This window comes from Rhizobium sp. A22-96 (assembly GCF_053521805.1).
Map to the genome: position 1 here is coordinate 300,037 of NZ_JBNWDQ010000004.1, position 18,394 is coordinate 318,430.

The window sequence follows — 18,394 nt, forward strand, 5'->3', positions numbered from 1 at the left end:
GCTGTTGCTGTTTGTACCCACGGTGTCAGCCTCGCGTAATGTTTGCTGCTGCCTGTTCGGCAAACTTCGTCCCTGCGTCCTGGGAGCTGGTCTTGCCGAAAGCCACTTCCTCGGCGATCTTTTTCAACAGGAATGCATTCTCGCCGGCGCCGTTCGGCGGAGACGGCGGCAGTGCCCCGACATGCGGCGTTAGTCGGCCGATATAGTCGACGACTTGTTTGCTGACGGGGTCCAGATCAGGCGTTAGAAGGTCGCGGATCTTCGACGAAGGAGGAACGCCGCGCTCGACGCCGAGGGTCTTGGCACCTTCCGGATCCTCCACCAGATAATTGACGAAGGCGACGGCGGCATCCTTGTTTGCCGAGGCCGCTGAAATTGACATCAGCATCGACGGCTTCAGATATTGCCCGGGTTTGCTGTCCGCGCCGGAAACCGGAAAGGAGACGATGTCGAGCTTATCCTTGACGAGGGCCTGAATGGCGACAAATTGGTTGGAATGGGCGTAGCTGACGGCCGCCTTTTTGGTCACCAGCATGTCGGTTTCGAGGGTCTGTTGGTCGAGCGCCTGGACATCGGCCGGCACGCAAGCGCCGATCTTGCGCATGTGGCCCCAGAAATCGAACCATTCGGCGGCGTCCTTGGCTTCGAAGGCCAGTTTGCCGTCAGCCGTATAAAGTGCCTTGCCGCGCTGGCGCAGCCAGCATTCGAGAGCCGGCTCGCCGCCGCTTGCATCGGCCGTGCCGTAAAAACCGCGGCGCTTCTTGGCTGATGTCACCTTGGCGCAGGCATCGCCGAGCTGTTCCCAGTTCATGGCGTCATGCGGCGGCTCGACACCGGCTTCAGTCCATGCTGCCGTGTTGACGACAACCATGAAGGAATTGACGCCGAGACTGACGCCGTAAATCTTGTTGTCGACCTTGCCGGAATCAATATTGGCAGGACCGAAATCCTCGATCGCCAGGCTCTTGCCGAGATAGGGCGTCATATCGAGCAACGTGCCGCGACGGGCATATTCGAAGATGTAGCGATAATCCATCTGGATGAGATCGGGCGCATTACCACCGCCTGTCTGTGTGGCGAGGCGCGTCCAGTAGCTGTCCCAGCCGAAGGATTCTCCGGCGATGGTAATGTCGGGATTTTTCGTTTGATAGGCCTTGACGGCTGCGAACGTACGGTCGCTTCTTTCCTTGGATCCCCACCAAAGAAGGCGCATCGCCGTTGCCGCATTGGCGCGGGAAAGTCCGATAGTACTCAAGGCTAGCGTGGCTGTCATGCCGGCAAGCAACTGCCGGCGGTCGATCGTCAACGTCATCCTGGTCTCCTCCCCAGTAAAGCGATGATTTACGAACTGCTTTGCATGATATAACTATTTGGTTACAAGTTGGATAGAAATGTGACTGCTGTCAAGCGCCAATCGTGTCACACTCAAAACGACGCATGCGGGGGCCGGTGACGCGCGTTGCGGGAAAGACCGATCCGGGAGGAGGTTAGCCATGACCGCCAGGGAGAGACAAGGGACTGAAAATACAGCACAAGCTGAAATCGACGAGGTCGTGCGAGTGCGGCCTAAAAAAGTGTCGCGCAATCCGCAAAAGACCCATGCCATGATTCTGGAAGCGGCGACCGAGGAATTCGCCGCCCACGGTTTCGGCGGCGCCCGGGTGGATGCGATCGCTGCGCGGGCGCAGACCAACAAGCGGATGCTCTATCACTATTTCGGCGACAAGGAAGGGCTCTATCTCGCGGTGCTGGAGGCGACCTATGCGGCGATCCGCAATGCCGAAAAACATCTCGATCTTGCACGCCGCGATCCGGAGGAAGGGATGCGGGAGCTGGCTCTGTTCACCTGGCGGCACTTCCTCGCGCATCCGGAATTCCTGAGCCTGCTTGCCACCGAAAATCTGCATCACGCTCATTATCTCAAGCGATCCGACAAGGTGCTGGCGATGCATTCACATCTTATCGATGAGCTTTCGGGCGTGTTGCGCCGGGGAGAGGCGGCCGGTATGTTTCGGGCAGGTGTCGATCCGATATCCGTCTATCTGACGATCGCGGCACTCGGCTTCTTCTATCTCTCGAACCGTCACACGCTTTCGACGATCTTTGCGCGCAAATTGACCAGCCAGGACTCCCTCAATGCCTGGGGCGAACATATCGTCACGATGACGCTAGCCTCCATCCGGGCGTGACCTGCCCCGAAAGCACGCATCCCTGGAGGTACTGGAGAAATTTTAAAAAGGCGATTGACAAAGCCGGCGTGATCGCGCGATCTTGTAACTATACGGTTACATTTCTTCGGCGACCAAGCGTTGCTTTCCTGATTCCGGAGGGAATCGGGCAGGGAGGAGAAATTATGAAGCGCATCGGCATCGCCATGCATGATATTGCTGCATGCACGGAGCATGACCCGCCGCTGGAGATTTAGCATTGCCGCTCTCCTGCACGGCTTTGGCAGTTGAGCCTGATAACCACAAGGGAAGCACTCAACCATCATGACCGAACCGTTGAAAATCAGGCTTGTCGAGGCTGAGGCATTCGAGCGCCCAGTCAAATTGCGGCTACCTTTCCGCTTCGGCGCGGCGACCTTGCGGGAGGCCCGGCAGATTTTCCTGCGCGTGCGCATCGAGGATGCCCTGGGCCGCTCGGCGCAGGGGACGGCAGCCGAGTTGATGGTGCCGAAATGGTTCGACAAATCGCCTGATCTTTCCAATGCCGACAATGAGAACCAGCTGCGCCGCTCGCTGGTGCTGGCGCTCGATGCGCTGAGAAGCGCGGGTACTGGAACGGCTTTCGGGCTGCATGCGGCTGTCGAAGCATCGCATCATGCCCGGGCGGCGGCTGAAAAGCTGAACGGCCTTGTCGCCTCCTTCGGCCTCGCGCTCGCCAACCGAGCTGTTCTCGATGCGCTCTGCCGGCTGGAAGGCCTGACGGTTGCGCAGGCGATCAAGGCGAACCGGCCCGGCATCGACGCTTCGACGGCGCATGATCTCTCTGGCTTCGATCTCTCCAGATTTATGTCGACATTGGAGCCTGCAACGCGCCTCGCCGCCCGCCATACGGTCGGTCTGATCGATGCGATCGTGCCGGGTGATATCCCGGCAAGCGAACGCTTGAATGACGGTCTGCCGGGGAGTTTCGAGGAGGCGATCGACGCCTATGGTCTGACGTTCTTCAAGGTCAAGGTATCAGGTGCTCCCGAGGCCGATATCGACCGCCTCTGCCGCGTCGCCGCCGTTATCGATGCCAAGGTGCCGACATATTCCGTGACGCTTGACGGCAACGAGCAGTTTTCGTCGGCCGAAGCGGTCGCGGATCTGCTCGCCCGCGTCAGGGATGAGCCGAGGCTGGCACGTTTCGCCGCCTCGATCCTGTTCGTCGAGCAGCCGATCGCGCGTGCGTATGCTTTCGAAAAGCCGGTGAAGGCGCTTGCCGCTTTCAAGCCCGTAGAGATCGATGAATCCGATGCCGATATCGATGCCTTCGTCACGGCAAGGGGGCTCGGCTATACCGGCATTTCCTCGAAGTCCTGCAAGGGGTTCTATCGCTCGCTATTGAACCGGGCGCGTGTCGCCAAATGGAGCGCGGAAGACGGTATTTCCTATTTCATGTCGGCCGAGGACCTGACGACTCAAGGGGGGCTTGCCGTGCAGCAGGACCTGGCACTCGCCTCGCTTATCGGCATGACCCATATCGAGCGCAACGGGCATCACTATGTCGATGGCATGGCCGGTGCGCCGGAGGAAGAACAGGCGGCCTTCGCCCGTGGCCATTCCGATCTCTACCGCGTGAGCAACGGCCGCACGCGGCTGCGGATCGAGGGCGGGCAGCTTGCCATCGGTTCCGTCATCGGCGCTGTCGGTCTCGGTTCGTTGGTGGAGCCGGACTGGAATGCGATGGAGGCCTCATCGGCGGTGTAGATTTCCTGCCTTGCCCCTCACCCTAGCCCTCTCCCCGCGGGCGGGGAGAGGGGACGACAGTGCAAAATGTTCGAATTCAGCATCCGCAGTGATTGTAACTACGGCTGGGGACTACGGAGCAAGCCGACCGGCCCAACGCTCGGACCGGAGCAACGTTAGGCACGATAACCCCCTCGCCCCGCCTGCGGGGAGAGGGCTGGGGTGAGGGGCCAGGCAACAAGGTGCGGCCAAGGCGGGCCGACCTGACCATCGTCATTTGCAGACTCTGGAGGAGAGACATGCAATCGTCATCGAAGAAACGCTATGTTCTGGTCGGCACCGGCAATCGCGGCGTGACCATGTGGGGCAAGGACCTTGTCGAGCGCTGGAGCAGCGAGGTCGAGCTTGTTGCGGTCTGCGATCTCAATGCCATGCGGGCCCAGCGGGCGCTCGACTATATCGGTGTCTCCGTGCCTGTTTACACCGATTTCGATGAGCTGCTGCGGGTGGAGAAGCCGGATCTGGTCATCGTCTGCACGCGCGATTCCACGCATGACGATCTGATCGTCAAGGCGATGGAATCCGGCGCCAATGTCATCAGCGAGAAGCCGATGACGACAACGGTCGACAAGATCAAGCGCATCCTCAACGCCGAGGCGCGCACCGGCAAGCGGCTGGATATCTCCTTCAACTACCGTTTCGCGCCGACGTCGGCGAAGATCAAGGAGCTGATAAATTCTGGTGTAATCGGCGACGTGACGTCAGTCGATTTTCACTGGTATCTTGATACCAGTCATGGCGCCGACTACTTCCGCCGTTGGCATGCCTTCACGGAAAACTCGGGCAGCCTCTTCGTTCATAAGGCGACGCATCATTTCGATCTGCTGAATTGGTATCTGGATTCCGATCCGGAAACGGTTTCCGCCTTTGCCGATCTCAAGCATTACGGCCGCAAGGGTCCGTTCCGCGGCGAGCGCTGTCGGAACTGTCGTTACAAGGACGAGTGCGACTATTATCTCGACATCAGCGCGACGCCGCTGCTCGAAAGCCTCTATGAGGACCCGTCGACCGTCGACGGCTATGTGCGCGATGCGTGCGTCTTCCGCGAGGATATCGACATTCCCGACACGATGGTCGCTGCCATCCGTTATCGCAACGGCGTCAACGTCTCCTATTCCTTGAACACCTATATGCCGATCGAAGGCCATCACATCGCTTTCAACGGCCACAAGGGCCGCATCGAGCTACGCCAGTATGAAAAGCAGAAGTGGACGACGCCGCCGGCAGACGAAATCGTCGTCATGAAGAATTTTGGTGATGTCGAGCGCATATGGGTGCCGCATGCATCCGGCGGCCACTACGGCGGTGACGACCGGCTACGCAACATGCTGCTGCGCTCCGGCCCGAACGACGAGCTCAAGCAGCGGGCAGGCTCCCGCGCGGGCGCGATGTCTGTTCTCTGCGGGATCGCGGCCTTGCAGAGCAGCCGCACCGGCCAGCAGGTATCGGTTGCCGATCTCTGGGGCGAGGATGGTGGCCTGAACCTACTGGAGCCGCGGCCTTAGGCTTGCGGCTCCGCGTCTTGGGGAAATTGCTGAAAAGTCAGCGGCGAGATCAGCTGCAGCCTGGCAGCTGCTGCGCGTAGATCCGCGTCATGCCGTTGAAGCGCTTGGCACCGGCAAGCGCGGTGCCGTTGCCACGCCATGATCCCTGCAGATAGCCCTTGGGGCCTGAATAATAGGCCAAATAAAGATCGTAGGAATCATTGAGAGCAATGCCGGTCTGCAGGTGCGTCTGGTAGTGATACCAGCCGACGAAATCGATCGCATCGGCGAAATTGGTGCGGCTCGCAGTCCAATTGCCGGTCTCGCGCTTGTATTTGTCCCAGGTGCCGTCGAGGGCCTGCGAATAACCGTAGGCGGTCGTCGGGCGCTTCCAGGGAATGAAGCCGAGCAGATAGCGTCTCGGGGGTCGGGCGCGCGGCCGGAAGCCGGATTCAGTGTAGATCGTCGCCATCAGGATCGGCACCGGCACGCCGTACTTACGCTCGGTACTCTGGGCGGCGCGCTGCCAATTGTTGAACCAACCGTCGCGCTGATCGAAGATCGCGCAGATGTTGCGGGTGCGCGAGGGTGCAGTGGCACAGCCTGCCAGCACGCCGAGCAGCACCACAGCCAGAATGGAAAGGACGCGACTACGCATAACTAGAACCTCTTCGCTGAGGAAATTGCTAGCGCGGAATGATTAAAAACCGGTTGTTTGCCTGTGCCGAAATGGGGCGATTTCAGGGTGTTTTCATGGATTTGCTGCGTCGCATCACGCCATGCGGGCCATGTCCTCGCGGCGGATCTCGTGGAGCAGCGGCCGGCCCTCGATGAAGCGAATGGTTTCGTCGACCGCCATCTCGCCGAGGCGCGTCCGCTCAAGCCCGACAGCGCCGGCAATATGCGGTGTCAAGAAGACATTCGGCAGGTCATAGAAGGCCGAGCCGGCCTCGGGGATCTCCGGGTCGGTGACATCGATGATCGCGTCGATGCGGCCGGTTTTCAGCGTGGCGATCAAGGCAGCCTCATCGACCAGCGCGCCGCGCGCCGTATTGATGAACGTCGCTCCGTCCTTCATTAACGAAAGACGTCGGGCGTCGATCATATGCCGTGTCGCCGGCAGGGAAGGCGCGTGCAGCGAGACGATGTCGGCCGATGCCATCAAGGCGTCCAGCTCGGCCTTTTCAACGCCGATGCGCGCGGCTTCGGCCGCATCGACCATCGGATCGTAGAGCAGGATGCGGTAATCGAAGGGCGCGAGCAATTCGATCACGCGCCTGCCGATGCGCGAGGCGCCGATGATGCCGACCGTGCGGCCGTAATTGCCGATGGCCTCCGCCTGGATTGGCTGCGTCCGTTTGCGGTTGCGGTCGGCGACATAAAGATCATGAAAGCGGAAGATCTTCTTGCCGGCGAAGATGATGGCGGCAAGCGTGAATTCGGCAACCGGCAGCGCATTGGCCTGCGCCGCGTGGCTGACCGCTATGCCACGGTCAAACAGGCTGTCTCCGAGCAGGCCCTTCACCGTACCGGCGGAATGAGCCACCAGTTTCAGATGCGGTGCCAGCGCCAGCGCTGCGGCATCAATCGTTGGCGAGCCCCAGCCAGTGATCAGGATTTCGGCTTCGGCGAGCAGTTTGCCGGCGCGGGCATCATCGAAGCGTTGCATCGGCACGGCGTCCAACACGCGGCCGACGGTATCGAGGCGCTGGATCAGCACCTCCGGCAGGACGTGTTGTGTGCGCGATGGCTGCATCGCAAAGGCAATAGCCGGACGAGCGGACGTAGATTGCGTCATGGCAGGCGACCGGGCGCCTCGATGGCGCTGACCGTGATGCCTTTTTCCGTCACCAGAGCACGTAGGGCATCGATATCAGGCCTGGCGGGCGGCTTTGTCCAGGCGCTGCCGACTGCGGATGGGTCCTTCTCAGCCAGAACGGCGGATACGAGGATAGTTTCGCCAGCTGGGATCGTGGCGCGCAGCTGCGGCACCAGGGTTTTCGAGGCGATGAGATTGGTGTTCGGCGGGGCCTTCTGCGCTATGCCCTGACGCTCGACGGTTGAGCCGAGATCGAGAATGCCGCTGAAATCCTCCTCGCCTACCGCGTAGGCGGCGCCCGTTGCTGATGACAGCGTGTCGGCTTCCAGATCACGCCTTGCGATGGCGAAACCGCCCTCGGCCGTCTGCAGCGGCCGAGGCGTGGTGATCTTGTGCAACCGGACATGCCAGGGCGCGGCGGGCACGAGCCATGTCTCCACAGTCACATCCGGATAGGGCGACCATTTGGCATAGAGCGTATCGCCGGCGAGCTTGGCTTCTTCATTCGTCTCGCGCACACGGTAGTGCAGACCGTCATCGCTGAAGGCGAGCATGCTGTCGAAGGCACCGCCGGCAAAAATGCGCTCGTCGCTTTCGACGCTGAAGCCGTAGCGGGCTGAATAGGCGAATTTCGAGTATTTCTCGGCACCGAAACGCATCTGCTGGTTTTCCTGGCCAGAGGAGAGCGCCACGACATCGGCCTTGCTGCGTATCAACACCATGCCGGGGTGTTTCTGCGGGACGATAGCCGGCTCATTTTCCAGCGGTTTTTCTTCCGCTGTCCAGAAGGGGTGCGTTTCCTTGAGCGCCAAGGGCAGGAAGGCCTTGAAGGCCCAGTAGGGCGAGCCGGCGGAATTGTAGTTTTCCGACATCAGCAGGTTGGGATAGGCAAAGCCGATCGGCAAGGTGCCGTCGCGGTTGGCGATCGGCTTGTCGGCCCACCAGCGCAGGTGCCTGAGGCACAATCCCTTGATCTCGCCCCATGGCAGCGCCTCGACATCGGCGAAGGCGAGCGCCGACCAGAAGCCTGCGCAGGCGAAGCGATAGGTCAGGCTTCGGCCGAAGGGGATGGTGGCGCCATCCGGCGCAAACCAATGGCGGAAATCCCTCGCGAACAGGGTGGCGCGCTCGCGGTAGCGCTCGGCGCGATCGTCATTGACGAGCTTCGAATAGATCAGCCCGTAAAAATGCATGGCGAAGGGAATGTAATGATCAATGCGGCGGACATCGCCGTCGCGATACCAGCCGTCGCCGATGTAGAAACCATCCAGCTCGTTGAGGTAGCTTTCCGTCAGGCTGCGATCGAAGGAAGCGCCGAGCCTGTCGAGCGCGATATCGACGAAGATGCGGAAGAATTTCCAGTTGTTGTCGGCATAGTCGAAGGTGCGGGCGTGCTTGAGATAGGTGATGAGATTGTCGCGCGCGTGTTGATCGAGTGGCGCCCAGATCTTTTCGGGCACCAAGGCGAGCGCAAAGCCGAGTGCTGCCAGTTCGACCATGCGCTGGTCGCGGCCGTTGACTGTACCCCAATATTCCGGATGCTTCGGGTCGACGCCATTGGCAAGGCCCTCGGCATAGCGATCCCAGTGGCCGAAGTCGCCGCTGCCGGCGCCGAGCGGCGCCAGGCCCCAGAGCGGACGGGCGAAACCTTCGAGATCAGCGGCGGCACGGTCGAAATGCGCGCCGGCGCCATCGATGCGGACGCGGGCATTGCCCTCGGAGAAATAGGGCAGCAGCGGATTGAACAGGTCGGTCAGCGCCCGGCGCATGTCCGTGTGGGTCTTCAGTGGATTGCCGGCAAGCGGATTGGTGCTGGCGGGGTCGTAGATCATCGGCATGGCTCTCTCGATTGTTTCCGCTGCGGGGAGGGGTCAGGTTTCAGGTGGAAGGGTGCCGCCGGCGACCGGTGGAGCACCGTGGCAAATCTGGCGGGCGGGAGCGTCGCGATCGCGGAAGCGGGCGACCATCAGGCCGATGGCCTCGCGACCCAGCGCCGCGCGATCGACACGCATGGTTGCCAGCCTCGGGTTGGTCATCAGGGCGCAGGGGAGATCATCGAAGCCGACGATGGCGAAATCCTCGGGCACGCGCAGGTCGGCTTCCGTAACCGCATCGAGCACGCCGACGGCGATGAAATCATTCATGCAGAAGGCGGCGGTATAGCCTTCATCCGCAGCGAGGATTGCGGCGATGGTGTCATGGGCCTCCTGGCTGGAGCTGCCACGGAAATTCATCGGCACGATGCGGCCATGGGCGCCCTCGACGGAGGCGATGGCAGCCTCGAAGCCACGCATGCGCTCGCGGATCGTCTGGCGATGCGAACCCGTCAGGTGCAGGATGCGGCGATGGCCAGCATCGAGCAGGCGGCGTGTCGCATTGTAGGCGCCGAAGAAATTCGAGGGCGAAACGCCGTCGAAGCGCAGCTTCGGGTCGGTGCCGTTGACGAGAACGGTGGGCGTGCCGCTAGCCTCCAGCCACCGGCACAGGTCCTCGGAGGGGTCGATGCCAACGAGAAACAGGCCTTCGGCGCCGGCAGAATGCAGATATTCCTTCACCAGATCCGGTTCGGTGCGGGCCTCGCGGATGAGGCGAATGTCGAAGCGCATGCCGCGCTCGGCCGCACCAGCACGCAGGCCTTCCAGAATGCCTTCGTAGAAAACGCTCAAACCGCCCGTAACACTATCGCTGGCAATTAGGGCCAGGCCACCAGCTTCCGTCTCCGCAGCAGTCTTCAGCGGATAGCCGAGATCGGCGGCCACCTTGAAGATGTGTTGGCGGATCGCCTCGCTGATCCCGGGTTCGTTGGTCAGCACGCGCGACACCGTCGAGACGGAGACGCCGGCTGCGGTGGCAATGTCTGCCTGCCTGATACGTTTGGATCGGATATCATTCATGTTGCAAATCTATGCAAACTGATGCAAATTTGCAATAGAAAGATTTTTTATTGCACAATGCAATGAAGTTGCATATCTTCCCTCGGAATTGTCCGCAGAAGGCGTCGGGGAGATCGTTGCGGACGACAACGCAAGAGAAGGAGGAATCTCATGCGCATGAATCGCCGTTCATTCATGATTGGAGCCGCTGGAGCAACTGCCGGTCTGGCGTTCGGAGGAGGGGCAATGCCCGCCTTTGCCGACGCAACGCAGCTCAGGGCAATGTGGTGGGGCTCGCCCGATCGCGGCAAGCGCACGGTTGCTGTCGCCGAATTGTTTCACAGCAAGAATCCCGATCTCTCCGTCATCGGCGAGAGCATCAGCGGCGACGGCTACTGGGCCAAGCTTGCGACCGGCATGGCCAGCCAGAACATCGCCGATGTCTTCCAGCTCGAGCCGAGCACGATTTCGGACTATTCCAAGCGTGGCGCCTGCATGCCGCTCGACCAGTTCGTGCCCTCGACGCTGAATGTCGACAGCTTCGGCAAGGACGTGCTGAAGCTGACCACGGTGGACAACAAGCTCTACGGCATCGGCCTCGGGCTCAATTCCTTCGCGATGTTCTATGACGAGGACATGTTCAAGAAGACCGGCCTGACGCCGCCCGGCCCGACCATGACATGGGCCGAATATGCCGATCTCGCTGTGGAAATGACCAAGGCGGCCGGCAAGCGCGGCTATTGGGGCGGCCCCTATGGCGCGCGCTACAATTATGTCCTCGATGTCTGGCTGCGCCAACGCGGCAAGAGCCTCTTTACGGAAGAGGGTGGGCTCGGCTTCGGCGTCGACGATGCCAAGGAATGGTACAGCTACTGGGAAGAACTGCGCAAGCGTGGCGGCACGGTCTCCGCCGATGTTCAGACGCTTGACCAGAACGTCATCGAAAGCAACTGCCTGGCGCTCGGAAAATCGGCCATCGGCATGGCCTATTCCAACCAGTTGGTCGGCTATCAGCTCGTGGTCAAGAGCAAGCTCGCCGTCACCATGCTGCCGCGCGAAAAGAAGGACGGCCCCTCCGGCCATTACTATCGCCCGGCGCTGATCTGGAGCGTGGGTGCCACCAGCAAGAATGGCGAAGCGGCGGCGAAATTCATCAATTTCTTCGTCAACGATGTCGACGCCGGCAAGATCCTCGGCGTTGAGCGCGGTGTGCCGATGTCACCCGCCGTGCGCGCCGCCATCCTGCCGACGCTTAATCCGGTGGAGCAGCAGACGGTGCAATATGTCGAGCTGTTGAAGGATCACGTCGGCAGCTACCCGGTGCCGGCGCCGCTCGGCTCCGGAGAATTCGACCAGAACGTCGCCCGCCCCGTCGCCGACCAGCTCGCCTTCGGCAAGATCACGGTTGCCGAAGCGGCGAAGAGGCTGGTGGAAGAGGGTGCGACAAAATTGAAGCGGAAGAGCTGAGGTGAGCGGAGTTTATCCGGGGGCTTTGTGATATGCCGGGCGTCCGGTACCCCCCTCTGTCACTTTCGTGACATCTCCCCCACAAGGGGGGGAGATCGTTGGGAATATGCCGCTCATCACTCACAAGACAATGAACTGCAATTCCAGCGGATTCGATGTTCCCTTGAGATAAGGCGTTCCCGCGAGCTACCAATCTCCCCCCTTGTGGGGGAGATGTCCCGACAGGGACAGAGGGGGGTATTGCACCCTCCTCCAATTCCATAGTTGATGTTCACCTCCGTCCCGAAGGCATCAGGCTGCCTCAGCGCGCGGCCCAGTTGGCGCCGCGGCGGAAGATGGTCTTCATCTGCGGCACTTCGAATTCCTTGGCCTGGTGGCCGAGCGAGGAATAGAAGACGCGGCCCTTGCCGTATTTGCGCTTCCAGGCAACCGGCATAACGACGCCGTCGATCCAGTAAGCGTGATCGCCGGTGAAGGTTGTCGTCGCCAGCACCTCGTTCGATGGGTCGACATGCATGTAATATTGCTCCGACGTATAGGGGAAATCGGTGATCCCCTCCATGATCGGGTCGTCGGGCCGCGTGATGTTGACGGTATAGTCGATGATGTTGCCGGGATGGGCGACCCACTGGCCGCCGATGATGAACTGGTACTCGACGCTTTCGCGAAACGAGTCGCCGGCGCCGCCGTGATAGCCGGCAATGCCGACGCCGCTCTCGATCGCGTCAGCAAGGTTCTTCACCTCTTCCTTCTCGATCTTCGACATGGTGACGATCGGCACGATCAGGCTGAGATCGTGGATCGAAGGATCGGCGAAGGCTTCGGTGCTGTTTTCGAGGTAGACCTTGAAGCCGTCCTCTTCCAGCATGTCGCGGATGATGTGGGCGCATTCCTGCGGTTCGTGGCCGCTCCAGCCGCCCCAGACGATAAGTGCTTCACGCATGATATTCCTCCTGAAATTGTGCTGTTAGCGGCCGATTTTTCCGTCCACGAGGGATTCGGACAGAGGGGCCGGACGTTCGGTTTGCGTCGTGATGGTGACCGTGCGCCCGGTCTCGGAGGCGGTCTGGAAAGCTTCCATGACCTCGAGCACATGCAGCGCCAGGCTGCCATTGGCGCGGTGCGGCCGGTTGGAGCGGATGGCATGCGCGAGATCGGCGACGCCGAGCGAACGGTAATTGCCATCGGCGTAGGGAGTCGTAACCTCGCGGTCTTCGAATTGGCCACCCTTCTTGAGATACTCGACCGCGCCGCCGAAATGGTTCGGATCCGGCACGATCAGCGTGCCCTCGGTGCCGTAGACCTCGAGCGGCACATGCTTGTGGCCGGCGACATCGAAGCTCATGCCGATCTGGACGACCGCGCCATTGGCAAAGGCCATGACGCCGGCGACGTGGGTCGGCACATGCACGGGGATATGCTCGCCGTTGCGTGGCTCGCTGGTGATGATGCGCTCCTTGCGCGGCGTCACGGCAAAGCCGGCAACCTGGGAAACCGGCCCGAGCAGGTTGACGAGATCGGTGATGTAATAGGGGCCCATGTCGAGCATCGGGCCGCCGCCGACTTCATAATAGAAAGCCGGATTCGGATGCCAACGTTCGTGGCCGGGGCACATGAAGGTGGCGGTGCCGCCAACCGGGATACCGATCGCGCCTTCGTCGATGATGGCGCGGGCCGTTTGGTGGCCGCCGCCGAGGAAGGTATCGGGCGCTGCGCCGATGCGCAGACCCTTGGCGGCAGCCGCGTCCGCAAGCTTCTTGCCTTCAGCGAAATTGATGCCGAGCGGCTTTTCGGAATAGGTGTGCTTGCCGGCATCCAGCGCCTGCAAGCCAACGGCGACATGTGCCTTCGGGATGGTCAGGTTGACGATGATCTCGATCGTGGGATCAGCGAACAAGGCGGCGATATCGACCGCCTTCAGGCCAAACTCGGCAGCTTTCGCTTCGGCAAGCTCGCGATTGAGGTCGGCGACGCCCTTGATGTCGAGAATGGGAAAGGATTTCATCGCTTTGAGATAGGCGCCGGAAATGTTTCCGCAGCCGATAATGCCGATGCCGACCTTGTTCATAGACTTCCTCCAAATGAATTATCTTTGCTGTGCTGGAGCGGCTCGGCGTTTCACGTAAGCGCTGAGCCGCACCATCTTGTTGTTTCGACGCAAGCCGGCCGGAAAACCGTTGCGCACTTTTCCTGGAATTGCTCCGGGAATTACAGAGCCGATGCCGGCCCCGTCGTTCCCCATGGCGATTCGTAGAGTTCGCGCAGCGCAACGACGGCGGCGCCCTGCGCCCAGGTCTCGTCGGTCGACTGATCGAAAACCAGCTCGGTCACGCCTTTGATCGACGGCGGGATGGCCAGTGAATAGGCCTCCCGAAGGCCGTCGAGAAAAGGTTGGCCGAGCGCCAGGCTTGATCCCACCAGAATGACGCGCGGCGGGGCGAACAGCGTGACGATATTGGCAAGCGCCGTACCGCAGGCCTCACCAGCACGGATTGCCGCGCCGATCAGCATATTGTCTTCGGCCGCAATCAGCGTCTTTGCATGCGCCATGCCCTGGCCGAGACGAATGGCTTCGGCGAAGCGGCCGCTCGGTTGGTCGCCGAGAATGGCGCTTTCGCCGGCAAGGCTTGCCAGCCTGACCACGCCTTGTGTCCCTATGCCGAGAACGAGGTCGCCGAGATTGTGGCTGAGGCCGCCGGCACCGCGAAAAAGCTGGCCGCCATGCAGAACGCCGAGCCCCAGCGTCTGTTCCAGCGACACCAGCACCATGTCGTCGAGATCTCTTGCCCTGCCGAACCAGTGATGGGCGAGCGTTATGGCGTGAGCGTCGCTTTCGACGATGGTCGTGACGCCGAGCCGTTCGGACATTTCCTTGGCAAAATCGACGCCGGTTTCGCGGAAGATCGGGCTGGTGCGGACATGGCCCGTGCGGTGCTCGATAACGCCAGGCAGGCCGAGGCAGACGGAATCGATCTCATCCAGCGCGAGATTGGCATCGACAACGCAGCGGCGCACGCCATCCTCGATCAGATCGGCGATGACGCCGATCGGCTGTCGGTCAACCCTCAGTGCCAGCGTGAGGGTGGAAAGGACCTCTCCGCGAAAATCCGACACGACGAAGACCATGCGATTGGCGGCGATCTTCGCGCCGACGACGCGGGCGGCATCCGGATTGAGCTCCAGCATGACGCGGGGCCGGCCACGGGCGGCGGCCTCGCGCAGGTCGCCCTCCGTGCGCGCCAGGATCAGGCCGTCATCCAGCAGCGATGCCGTGATTGCCGAGACCGTGGTGGTCGAAAGCTGGGTGCGATCGCTGATTTCGATACGTGCGATGGAGCCCGCTCGCCGGATCGTATCCAGCACATTGAAGCGGTTTATCGCCCGCATAAGTTCGGGATCTGCTGTTTTCATGTGAATGACGCCGAATGACGGACCCGCTCGGCTGCGGCCTGGTATTTTTAACGGAATGCGTATTAAATAACCTATGCCCATTGCCCAATGTCAAGCCGTTTTGCGGTCGATCTGCCGAAAATTTGGCAATGGTGGTTGACATTTCAGCAAAGCTCCGTTGAATTAATCCGTATAAGGGAAAAAATATCTGAGGCTCTGATGTTCCCTTGGGAGGAGAAAATCATGATCCATTTACGTGGGGCTCAAGCCCTTCGTGCGGCCGCTATTGCCGCCACCACCGCACTGACGATGCTGGCAGGCGTGACGAGCGCCGCGGCCGATACCACCGTCAAATGGCTGCATCTGGAGGCCAATCCGGCCTATGTCGCCATCTGGCGCAAGATCGCCGATGAGTACCAGGCCAAGCATCCCGGCACGAAGATCGAGATGCAGTTCCTGGCCAATGAAGCCTTCAAGGCCAAGCTGCCGACCCTTTTGCAATCCAAGGATGCCCCGGACCTTTTTTATAGCTGGGGCGGCGGCGTGCTGAAGCAGCAGCAGCAGACCGGCACGCTGCTCGACCTGACCTCGGCAATGGATGCCAAGGACGGTGCCTGGAAGAAGAGCTACAATCAGGCTGCTATCAAGGGCCTGACCTTCGACGGCAAGATTAGCGCCGTCCCCTATCAGATGGGCACGGTTTCCTTCTTCTATAACAAGGCACTTTTCGCCAAGGCCGGCGTCGACGCCGATGCCATCAAGACCTGGGACGACTATCTGGCGGCCGTGAAGAAGATCAAGGCGGCCGGCATCGTGCCGATCGCGGGCGGCGGCGGCGAGAAGTGGCCGATCCACTTCTACTGGAGCTACCTCGTCATGCGCGATGGCGGCCAGCAGGTGTTCAACGACGCCAAGAACGGCAAGGGCAACGGCTTCAACGACCCGGCGATCATCAAGGCCGGCGAGCAGCTTGCGGAGCTTGGCAAGCTCGAACCCTTCCAGCCCGGCTATCTCGGCGCCACCTGGCCGCAGACGCTTGGCGTCTTCGGTGATGGCAAGGCCGCGATGATCCTCAGCTTCGAGACGACAGTTGCCACCCAGCGCGTCAATTCCGGTGATGGCAAGGGCCTCGCAGACGATAATATCGGCCGCTTCGCCTTCCCGGCCGTATCAGGCGGTGCCGGCGCTCCGACGGATACGCTCGGCGGGTTGAACGGCTGGGCCGTCACCAAGAAGGCTCCGCCTGAGACCCTCGATTTCCTCGCCTATCTCACCAATGCCGAAAATGAGCGCACCATTGCCCAGTCCGGCCTGATCATTCCGGTCGCCATCGGCGCCGAGGATGGCATCAAGTCTCCGCTGATGCGCGGCGCTGCCGACCAGCTGGCGCATTCGACCTGGCACCAGAACTTCTTCGACCAGGATCTCGGTCCTTCCGTCGGCCGTGTCGTCAACGACATTTCCGTCGGCATCGTCTCCGGCCAGTTGTCGCCGAAGGATGGCGCGCAGCAGGTTCAGGACGCCTTCGAGCAGGATCAGCTCTAACAGCATCCGGCGCCGGTGTTCCCTTGGCACCGGCGCCAATTTTTCTTCGAATTGCAATTGTCGAGACTGCTCATGACCGATGTCAGCGCCACGACCACCATGCCATCCATCGCGAGAGCGAAGCCCGCCGCGAAGCGGAAATCGCCGTCGGCGCGCGGGCGCATGCCGGTCATCCTGCTGTTTCTGCCGCCTGCACTGCTGCTCTTCACCATCTTCGTCATCCTGCCGATGGGCGAAGCGGCCTGGTACAGTTTCTATCGCTGGAACGGCTATGGCCCGCCGACGGAGTTCGTCGGCCTGCGCAATTTCGAGGTGCTGTTCAAGAACGGCGCTTTCCTGACATCGCTCAAGAACAATGCGCTGATCATCGTGGTGTCCATCGCCATTCAGGTGCCGCTTGCCATCTGGCTCGCGACGATGCTCGCAAACCGTATTCGCGGCGTCGTGCTCTTCCGGCTGATCTTCTTCCTGCCCTATGTGCTGGCGGAAGTTGCGGCCGGCCTGATCTGGCGCTTCGTCTATGACGGCGACTACGGCCTCTTCGCTGCGATCGCGCATTTCCTCGGTACGGCCACTCCCTATGTGCTCGCCGACAAGGATCTGGCGATGTACGCCGTGCTCGGCGTCATCGTGTGGAAATATTTCGGCTTCCACATGATGCTGTTCATCGCCGGCCTGCAGTCCCTCGACAAGAGCGTGCTGGAAGCGGCCGAGATCGATGGCGCCACCGGCTGGCAGAAGTTCCGCTATGTCACCCTGCCGCTACTCGGCTCGACGCTGCGTCTCTCGGTCTTCTTCGCCGTTGTCGGCTCGCTGCAGCTCTTCGACATGATCATGCCGCTCACCGGCGGCGGCCCGTTCAACTCGACGCAGACGATGGTGACCTTCCTCTACAATTTTGGTGTCACCCGCATGCAGGTCGGTCTCGGCAGCGCCGTCGGCGTCGTGCTGTTCGTGATCTGCGTCACCCTCGCCTTCGGCTACAAACGGATATTTATGCGCAATGACTGATATGGCCACATCCGTTCGACTGAGCACCGGCACCAAGATCTATCTCTACGTGTCGCTGACCATCATTGCCGCCATCGTGCTGATCCCGCTTTTGACGACCGCGCTTGGCGGCTTCAAGTCGCTCGGCGATCTCCGCACCAATCCCTTCGGTCTGCCGGCCGAGTGGCATTTCGAGAATTACACCGGCATCCTCTTCGGCGACCGCTATTGGCGGCAGATGATGAATTCCTTGATCATCGCCGTATTGACCGTGTTCCTGACGGTATCGGTCTCGGCCATGGCCGCCTTTGCCTTCGCGCATGTGAAATTCTTCGGCTCGAACTTCCTGCTGAATTATTTCCTGATCGGCCTGATGTTCCCGGCGGCAACCGCCATCCTGCCGCTATTCATCCGCATCCGCGATCTCGGCCTGCTCAATACCTATTGGGGCGTGGTGCTGCCGCAGGTGGCCTTCGGCCTCGGCATGAGCATCCTGCTGTTCCGGAACTATTTTCGAAACCTTCCGGAAGAATTGTTTCAGGCGGCCTTTGTCGACGGCTGCGGCTATATCCGCTTCTTCTGGCATATCTCGCTGCCGCTCTCGCGGCCGATCATCGCCACCGTCAGCATCATCTCCTTCGTCGGCAGCTGGAACAGCTACATCCTGCCCTTGATCATGCTGAATTCGGATTCGATCTATCCTTGGCCGCTCGGCATGATGGTCTATAGCGGCGAGTTCGGCACCGAATGGGAGCTGGTGCTCGCCTTCATCACGCTAACCATCCTGCCCACTATCATCGTCTTCTTCCTGGCGCAGAAGCATATCATCGCCGGCCTCACCGCCGGCGCGGTGAAATCCTGAGCCTGGAG

The 18,394-nt window shown here is 61.0% G+C and carries 15 protein-coding genes; 7 read left to right on the forward strand and 8 right to left on the reverse strand.

The genetic code is table 11. The annotated features are described in order from the left end of the window. Window positions 1-25: 25 nt before the first annotated feature. On the reverse strand, window positions 26-1,312 hold the full coding sequence (locus ACQZ6F_RS19715) for an ABC transporter substrate-binding protein (RefSeq protein WP_077470830.1): 1,287 nt from the start codon (window positions 1,310-1,312) through the stop codon (window positions 26-28). A 181-nt stretch (window positions 1,313-1,493) separates the two neighbouring features. On the opposite strand from ACQZ6F_RS19715, the gene ACQZ6F_RS19720 reads away from it, so the two are divergent. The 3 genes from ACQZ6F_RS19720 (at window position 1,494) to ACQZ6F_RS19730 (ending at window position 5,461) form a co-directional block, all read left to right on the forward strand. Then, a complete protein-coding gene (locus ACQZ6F_RS19720; protein ID WP_449093929.1) occupies window positions 1,494-2,189 on the forward strand; it encodes a TetR/AcrR family transcriptional regulator in 696 nt (231 codons plus the stop codon). Between the two features lie 303 nt (window positions 2,190-2,492). Continuing rightward, on the forward strand, window positions 2,493-3,917 hold the full coding sequence (locus ACQZ6F_RS19725; protein ID WP_449093928.1) for a mandelate racemase: 1,425 nt from the start codon (window positions 2,493-2,495) through the stop codon (window positions 3,915-3,917). Between the two features lie 278 nt (window positions 3,918-4,195). After that, a complete protein-coding gene (locus ACQZ6F_RS19730) occupies window positions 4,196-5,461 on the forward strand; it encodes a Gfo/Idh/MocA family protein (RefSeq protein ID WP_077470827.1) in 1,266 nt (421 codons plus the stop codon). 49 nt (window positions 5,462-5,510) lie between these two features. On the opposite strand, the gene ACQZ6F_RS19735 is transcribed toward ACQZ6F_RS19730, so the two are convergent. From ACQZ6F_RS19735 to ACQZ6F_RS19750, 4 genes are all read right to left on the reverse strand, one after another. Then, a complete protein-coding gene (locus tag ACQZ6F_RS19735; RefSeq protein ID WP_449093927.1) occupies window positions 5,511-6,098 on the reverse strand; it encodes a transglycosylase SLT domain-containing protein in 588 nt (195 codons plus the stop codon). 114 nt (window positions 6,099-6,212) lie between these two features. Further along, window positions 6,213-7,238 carry a hydroxyacid dehydrogenase gene (locus ACQZ6F_RS19740; RefSeq protein WP_077470825.1) on the reverse strand — a complete coding sequence of 342 codons (1,026 nt, stop codon included), beginning with the start codon at window positions 7,236-7,238 and terminating at the stop codon, window positions 6,213-6,215. Beyond that, window positions 7,235-9,091 (reverse strand): DUF2264 domain-containing protein, encoded by a 1,857-nt coding sequence (locus ACQZ6F_RS19745; protein ID WP_449094113.1) that lies wholly within the window; start codon window positions 9,089-9,091, stop codon window positions 7,235-7,237. The genes ACQZ6F_RS19740 and ACQZ6F_RS19745 overlap by 4 nt, the downstream gene beginning before the upstream one ends. Window positions 9,092-9,130: 39 nt before the next feature. Next, a complete protein-coding gene (locus tag ACQZ6F_RS19750; RefSeq protein ID WP_449093926.1) occupies window positions 9,131-10,153 on the reverse strand; it encodes a LacI family DNA-binding transcriptional regulator in 1,023 nt (340 codons plus the stop codon). 150 nt (window positions 10,154-10,303) lie between these two features. Here ACQZ6F_RS19750 and ACQZ6F_RS19755 point away from each other — a divergent pair, with 150 nt between their 5' ends. Further along, on the forward strand, window positions 10,304-11,599 hold the full coding sequence (locus ACQZ6F_RS19755) for an ABC transporter substrate-binding protein (RefSeq protein WP_449093925.1): 1,296 nt from the start codon (window positions 10,304-10,306) through the stop codon (window positions 11,597-11,599). Between the two features lie 301 nt (window positions 11,600-11,900). Here ACQZ6F_RS19755 and ACQZ6F_RS19760 read toward each other — a convergent pair whose 3' ends face one another. The 3 genes from ACQZ6F_RS19760 to ACQZ6F_RS19770 form a co-directional block, all read right to left on the reverse strand. Then, window positions 11,901-12,542 carry a ThuA domain-containing protein gene (locus ACQZ6F_RS19760; RefSeq protein ID WP_449093924.1) on the reverse strand — a complete coding sequence of 214 codons (642 nt, stop codon included), beginning with the start codon at window positions 12,540-12,542 and terminating at the stop codon, window positions 11,901-11,903. Window positions 12,543-12,566: 24 nt separating this feature from the next. Next, on the reverse strand, window positions 12,567-13,667 hold the full coding sequence (locus ACQZ6F_RS19765; protein WP_449093923.1) for a Gfo/Idh/MocA family protein: 1,101 nt from the start codon (window positions 13,665-13,667) through the stop codon (window positions 12,567-12,569). A gap of 140 nt (window positions 13,668-13,807) precedes the next feature. Next, the gene (locus ACQZ6F_RS19770) at window positions 13,808-15,010 is read right to left on the reverse strand and encodes an ROK family transcriptional regulator (RefSeq protein ID WP_267551115.1); all 1,203 of its coding nucleotides are present in this window, start codon (window positions 15,008-15,010) and stop codon (window positions 13,808-13,810) included. A gap of 222 nt (window positions 15,011-15,232) precedes the next feature. Between ACQZ6F_RS19770 and ACQZ6F_RS19775 the strand changes: the two genes are divergently transcribed. The 3 genes from ACQZ6F_RS19775 (at window position 15,233) to ACQZ6F_RS19785 (ending at window position 18,386) form a co-directional block, all read left to right on the forward strand. Then, on the forward strand, window positions 15,233-16,534 hold the full coding sequence (locus tag ACQZ6F_RS19775) for an ABC transporter substrate-binding protein (RefSeq protein WP_174072570.1): 1,302 nt from the start codon (window positions 15,233-15,235) through the stop codon (window positions 16,532-16,534). Window positions 16,535-16,606: 72 nt separating this feature from the next. Next, complete coding sequence (locus ACQZ6F_RS19780) at window positions 16,607-17,545, forward strand: carbohydrate ABC transporter permease (RefSeq protein ID WP_077470819.1); 939 nt, start codon at window positions 16,607-16,609, stop codon at window positions 17,543-17,545. Further along, window positions 17,538-18,386, forward strand: a complete 849-nt coding sequence (locus tag ACQZ6F_RS19785; RefSeq protein ID WP_068390004.1) for a carbohydrate ABC transporter permease — start codon at window positions 17,538-17,540, stop codon at window positions 18,384-18,386. Before ACQZ6F_RS19780 ends, ACQZ6F_RS19785 begins: the two co-directional genes overlap by 8 nt. Window positions 18,387-18,394: the final 8 nt, after the last annotated feature.

Bases quoted from the DNA above. Each gene is read 5' to 3' on its own strand.
- ACQZ6F_RS19780 (WP_077470819.1), top strand. From the start codon at position 16,607: ATGACCGATGTCAGCGCCACGACCACCATGCCATCCATCGCGAGAGCG.
- ACQZ6F_RS19785 (WP_068390004.1), top strand. From the start codon at position 17,538: ATGACTGATATGGCCACATCCGTTCGACTGAGCACCGGCACCAAGATC.
- ACQZ6F_RS19760 (WP_449093924.1), bottom strand. From the start codon at position 12,542: ATGCGTGAAGCACTTATCGTCTGGGGCGGCTGGAGCGGCCACGAACCG.
- ACQZ6F_RS19735 (WP_449093927.1), bottom strand. From the start codon at position 6,098: ATGCGTAGTCGCGTCCTTTCCATTCTGGCTGTGGTGCTGCTCGGCGTG.
- ACQZ6F_RS19755 (WP_449093925.1), top strand. From the start codon at position 10,304: ATGCGCATGAATCGCCGTTCATTCATGATTGGAGCCGCTGGAGCAACT.
- ACQZ6F_RS19715 (WP_077470830.1), bottom strand. From the start codon at position 1,312: ATGACGTTGACGATCGACCGCCGGCAGTTGCTTGCCGGCATGACAGCC.
- ACQZ6F_RS19765 (WP_449093923.1), bottom strand. From the start codon at position 13,667: ATGAACAAGGTCGGCATCGGCATTATCGGCTGCGGAAACATTTCCGGC.
- ACQZ6F_RS19725 (WP_449093928.1), top strand. From the start codon at position 2,493: ATGACCGAACCGTTGAAAATCAGGCTTGTCGAGGCTGAGGCATTCGAG.
- ACQZ6F_RS19770 (WP_267551115.1), bottom strand. From the start codon at position 15,010: ATGAAAACAGCAGATCCCGAACTTATGCGGGCGATAAACCGCTTCAAT.
- ACQZ6F_RS19745 (WP_449094113.1), bottom strand. From the start codon at position 9,091: ATGATCTACGACCCCGCCAGCACCAATCCGCTTGCCGGCAATCCACTG.
- ACQZ6F_RS19720 (WP_449093929.1), top strand. From the start codon at position 1,494: ATGACCGCCAGGGAGAGACAAGGGACTGAAAATACAGCACAAGCTGAA.
- ACQZ6F_RS19740 (WP_077470825.1), bottom strand. From the start codon at position 7,238: ATGACGCAATCTACGTCCGCTCGTCCGGCTATTGCCTTTGCGATGCAG.
- ACQZ6F_RS19750 (WP_449093926.1), bottom strand. From the start codon at position 10,153: ATGAATGATATCCGATCCAAACGTATCAGGCAGGCAGACATTGCCACC.
- ACQZ6F_RS19775 (WP_174072570.1), top strand. From the start codon at position 15,233: ATGATCCATTTACGTGGGGCTCAAGCCCTTCGTGCGGCCGCTATTGCC.
- ACQZ6F_RS19730 (WP_077470827.1), top strand. From the start codon at position 4,196: ATGCAATCGTCATCGAAGAAACGCTATGTTCTGGTCGGCACCGGCAAT.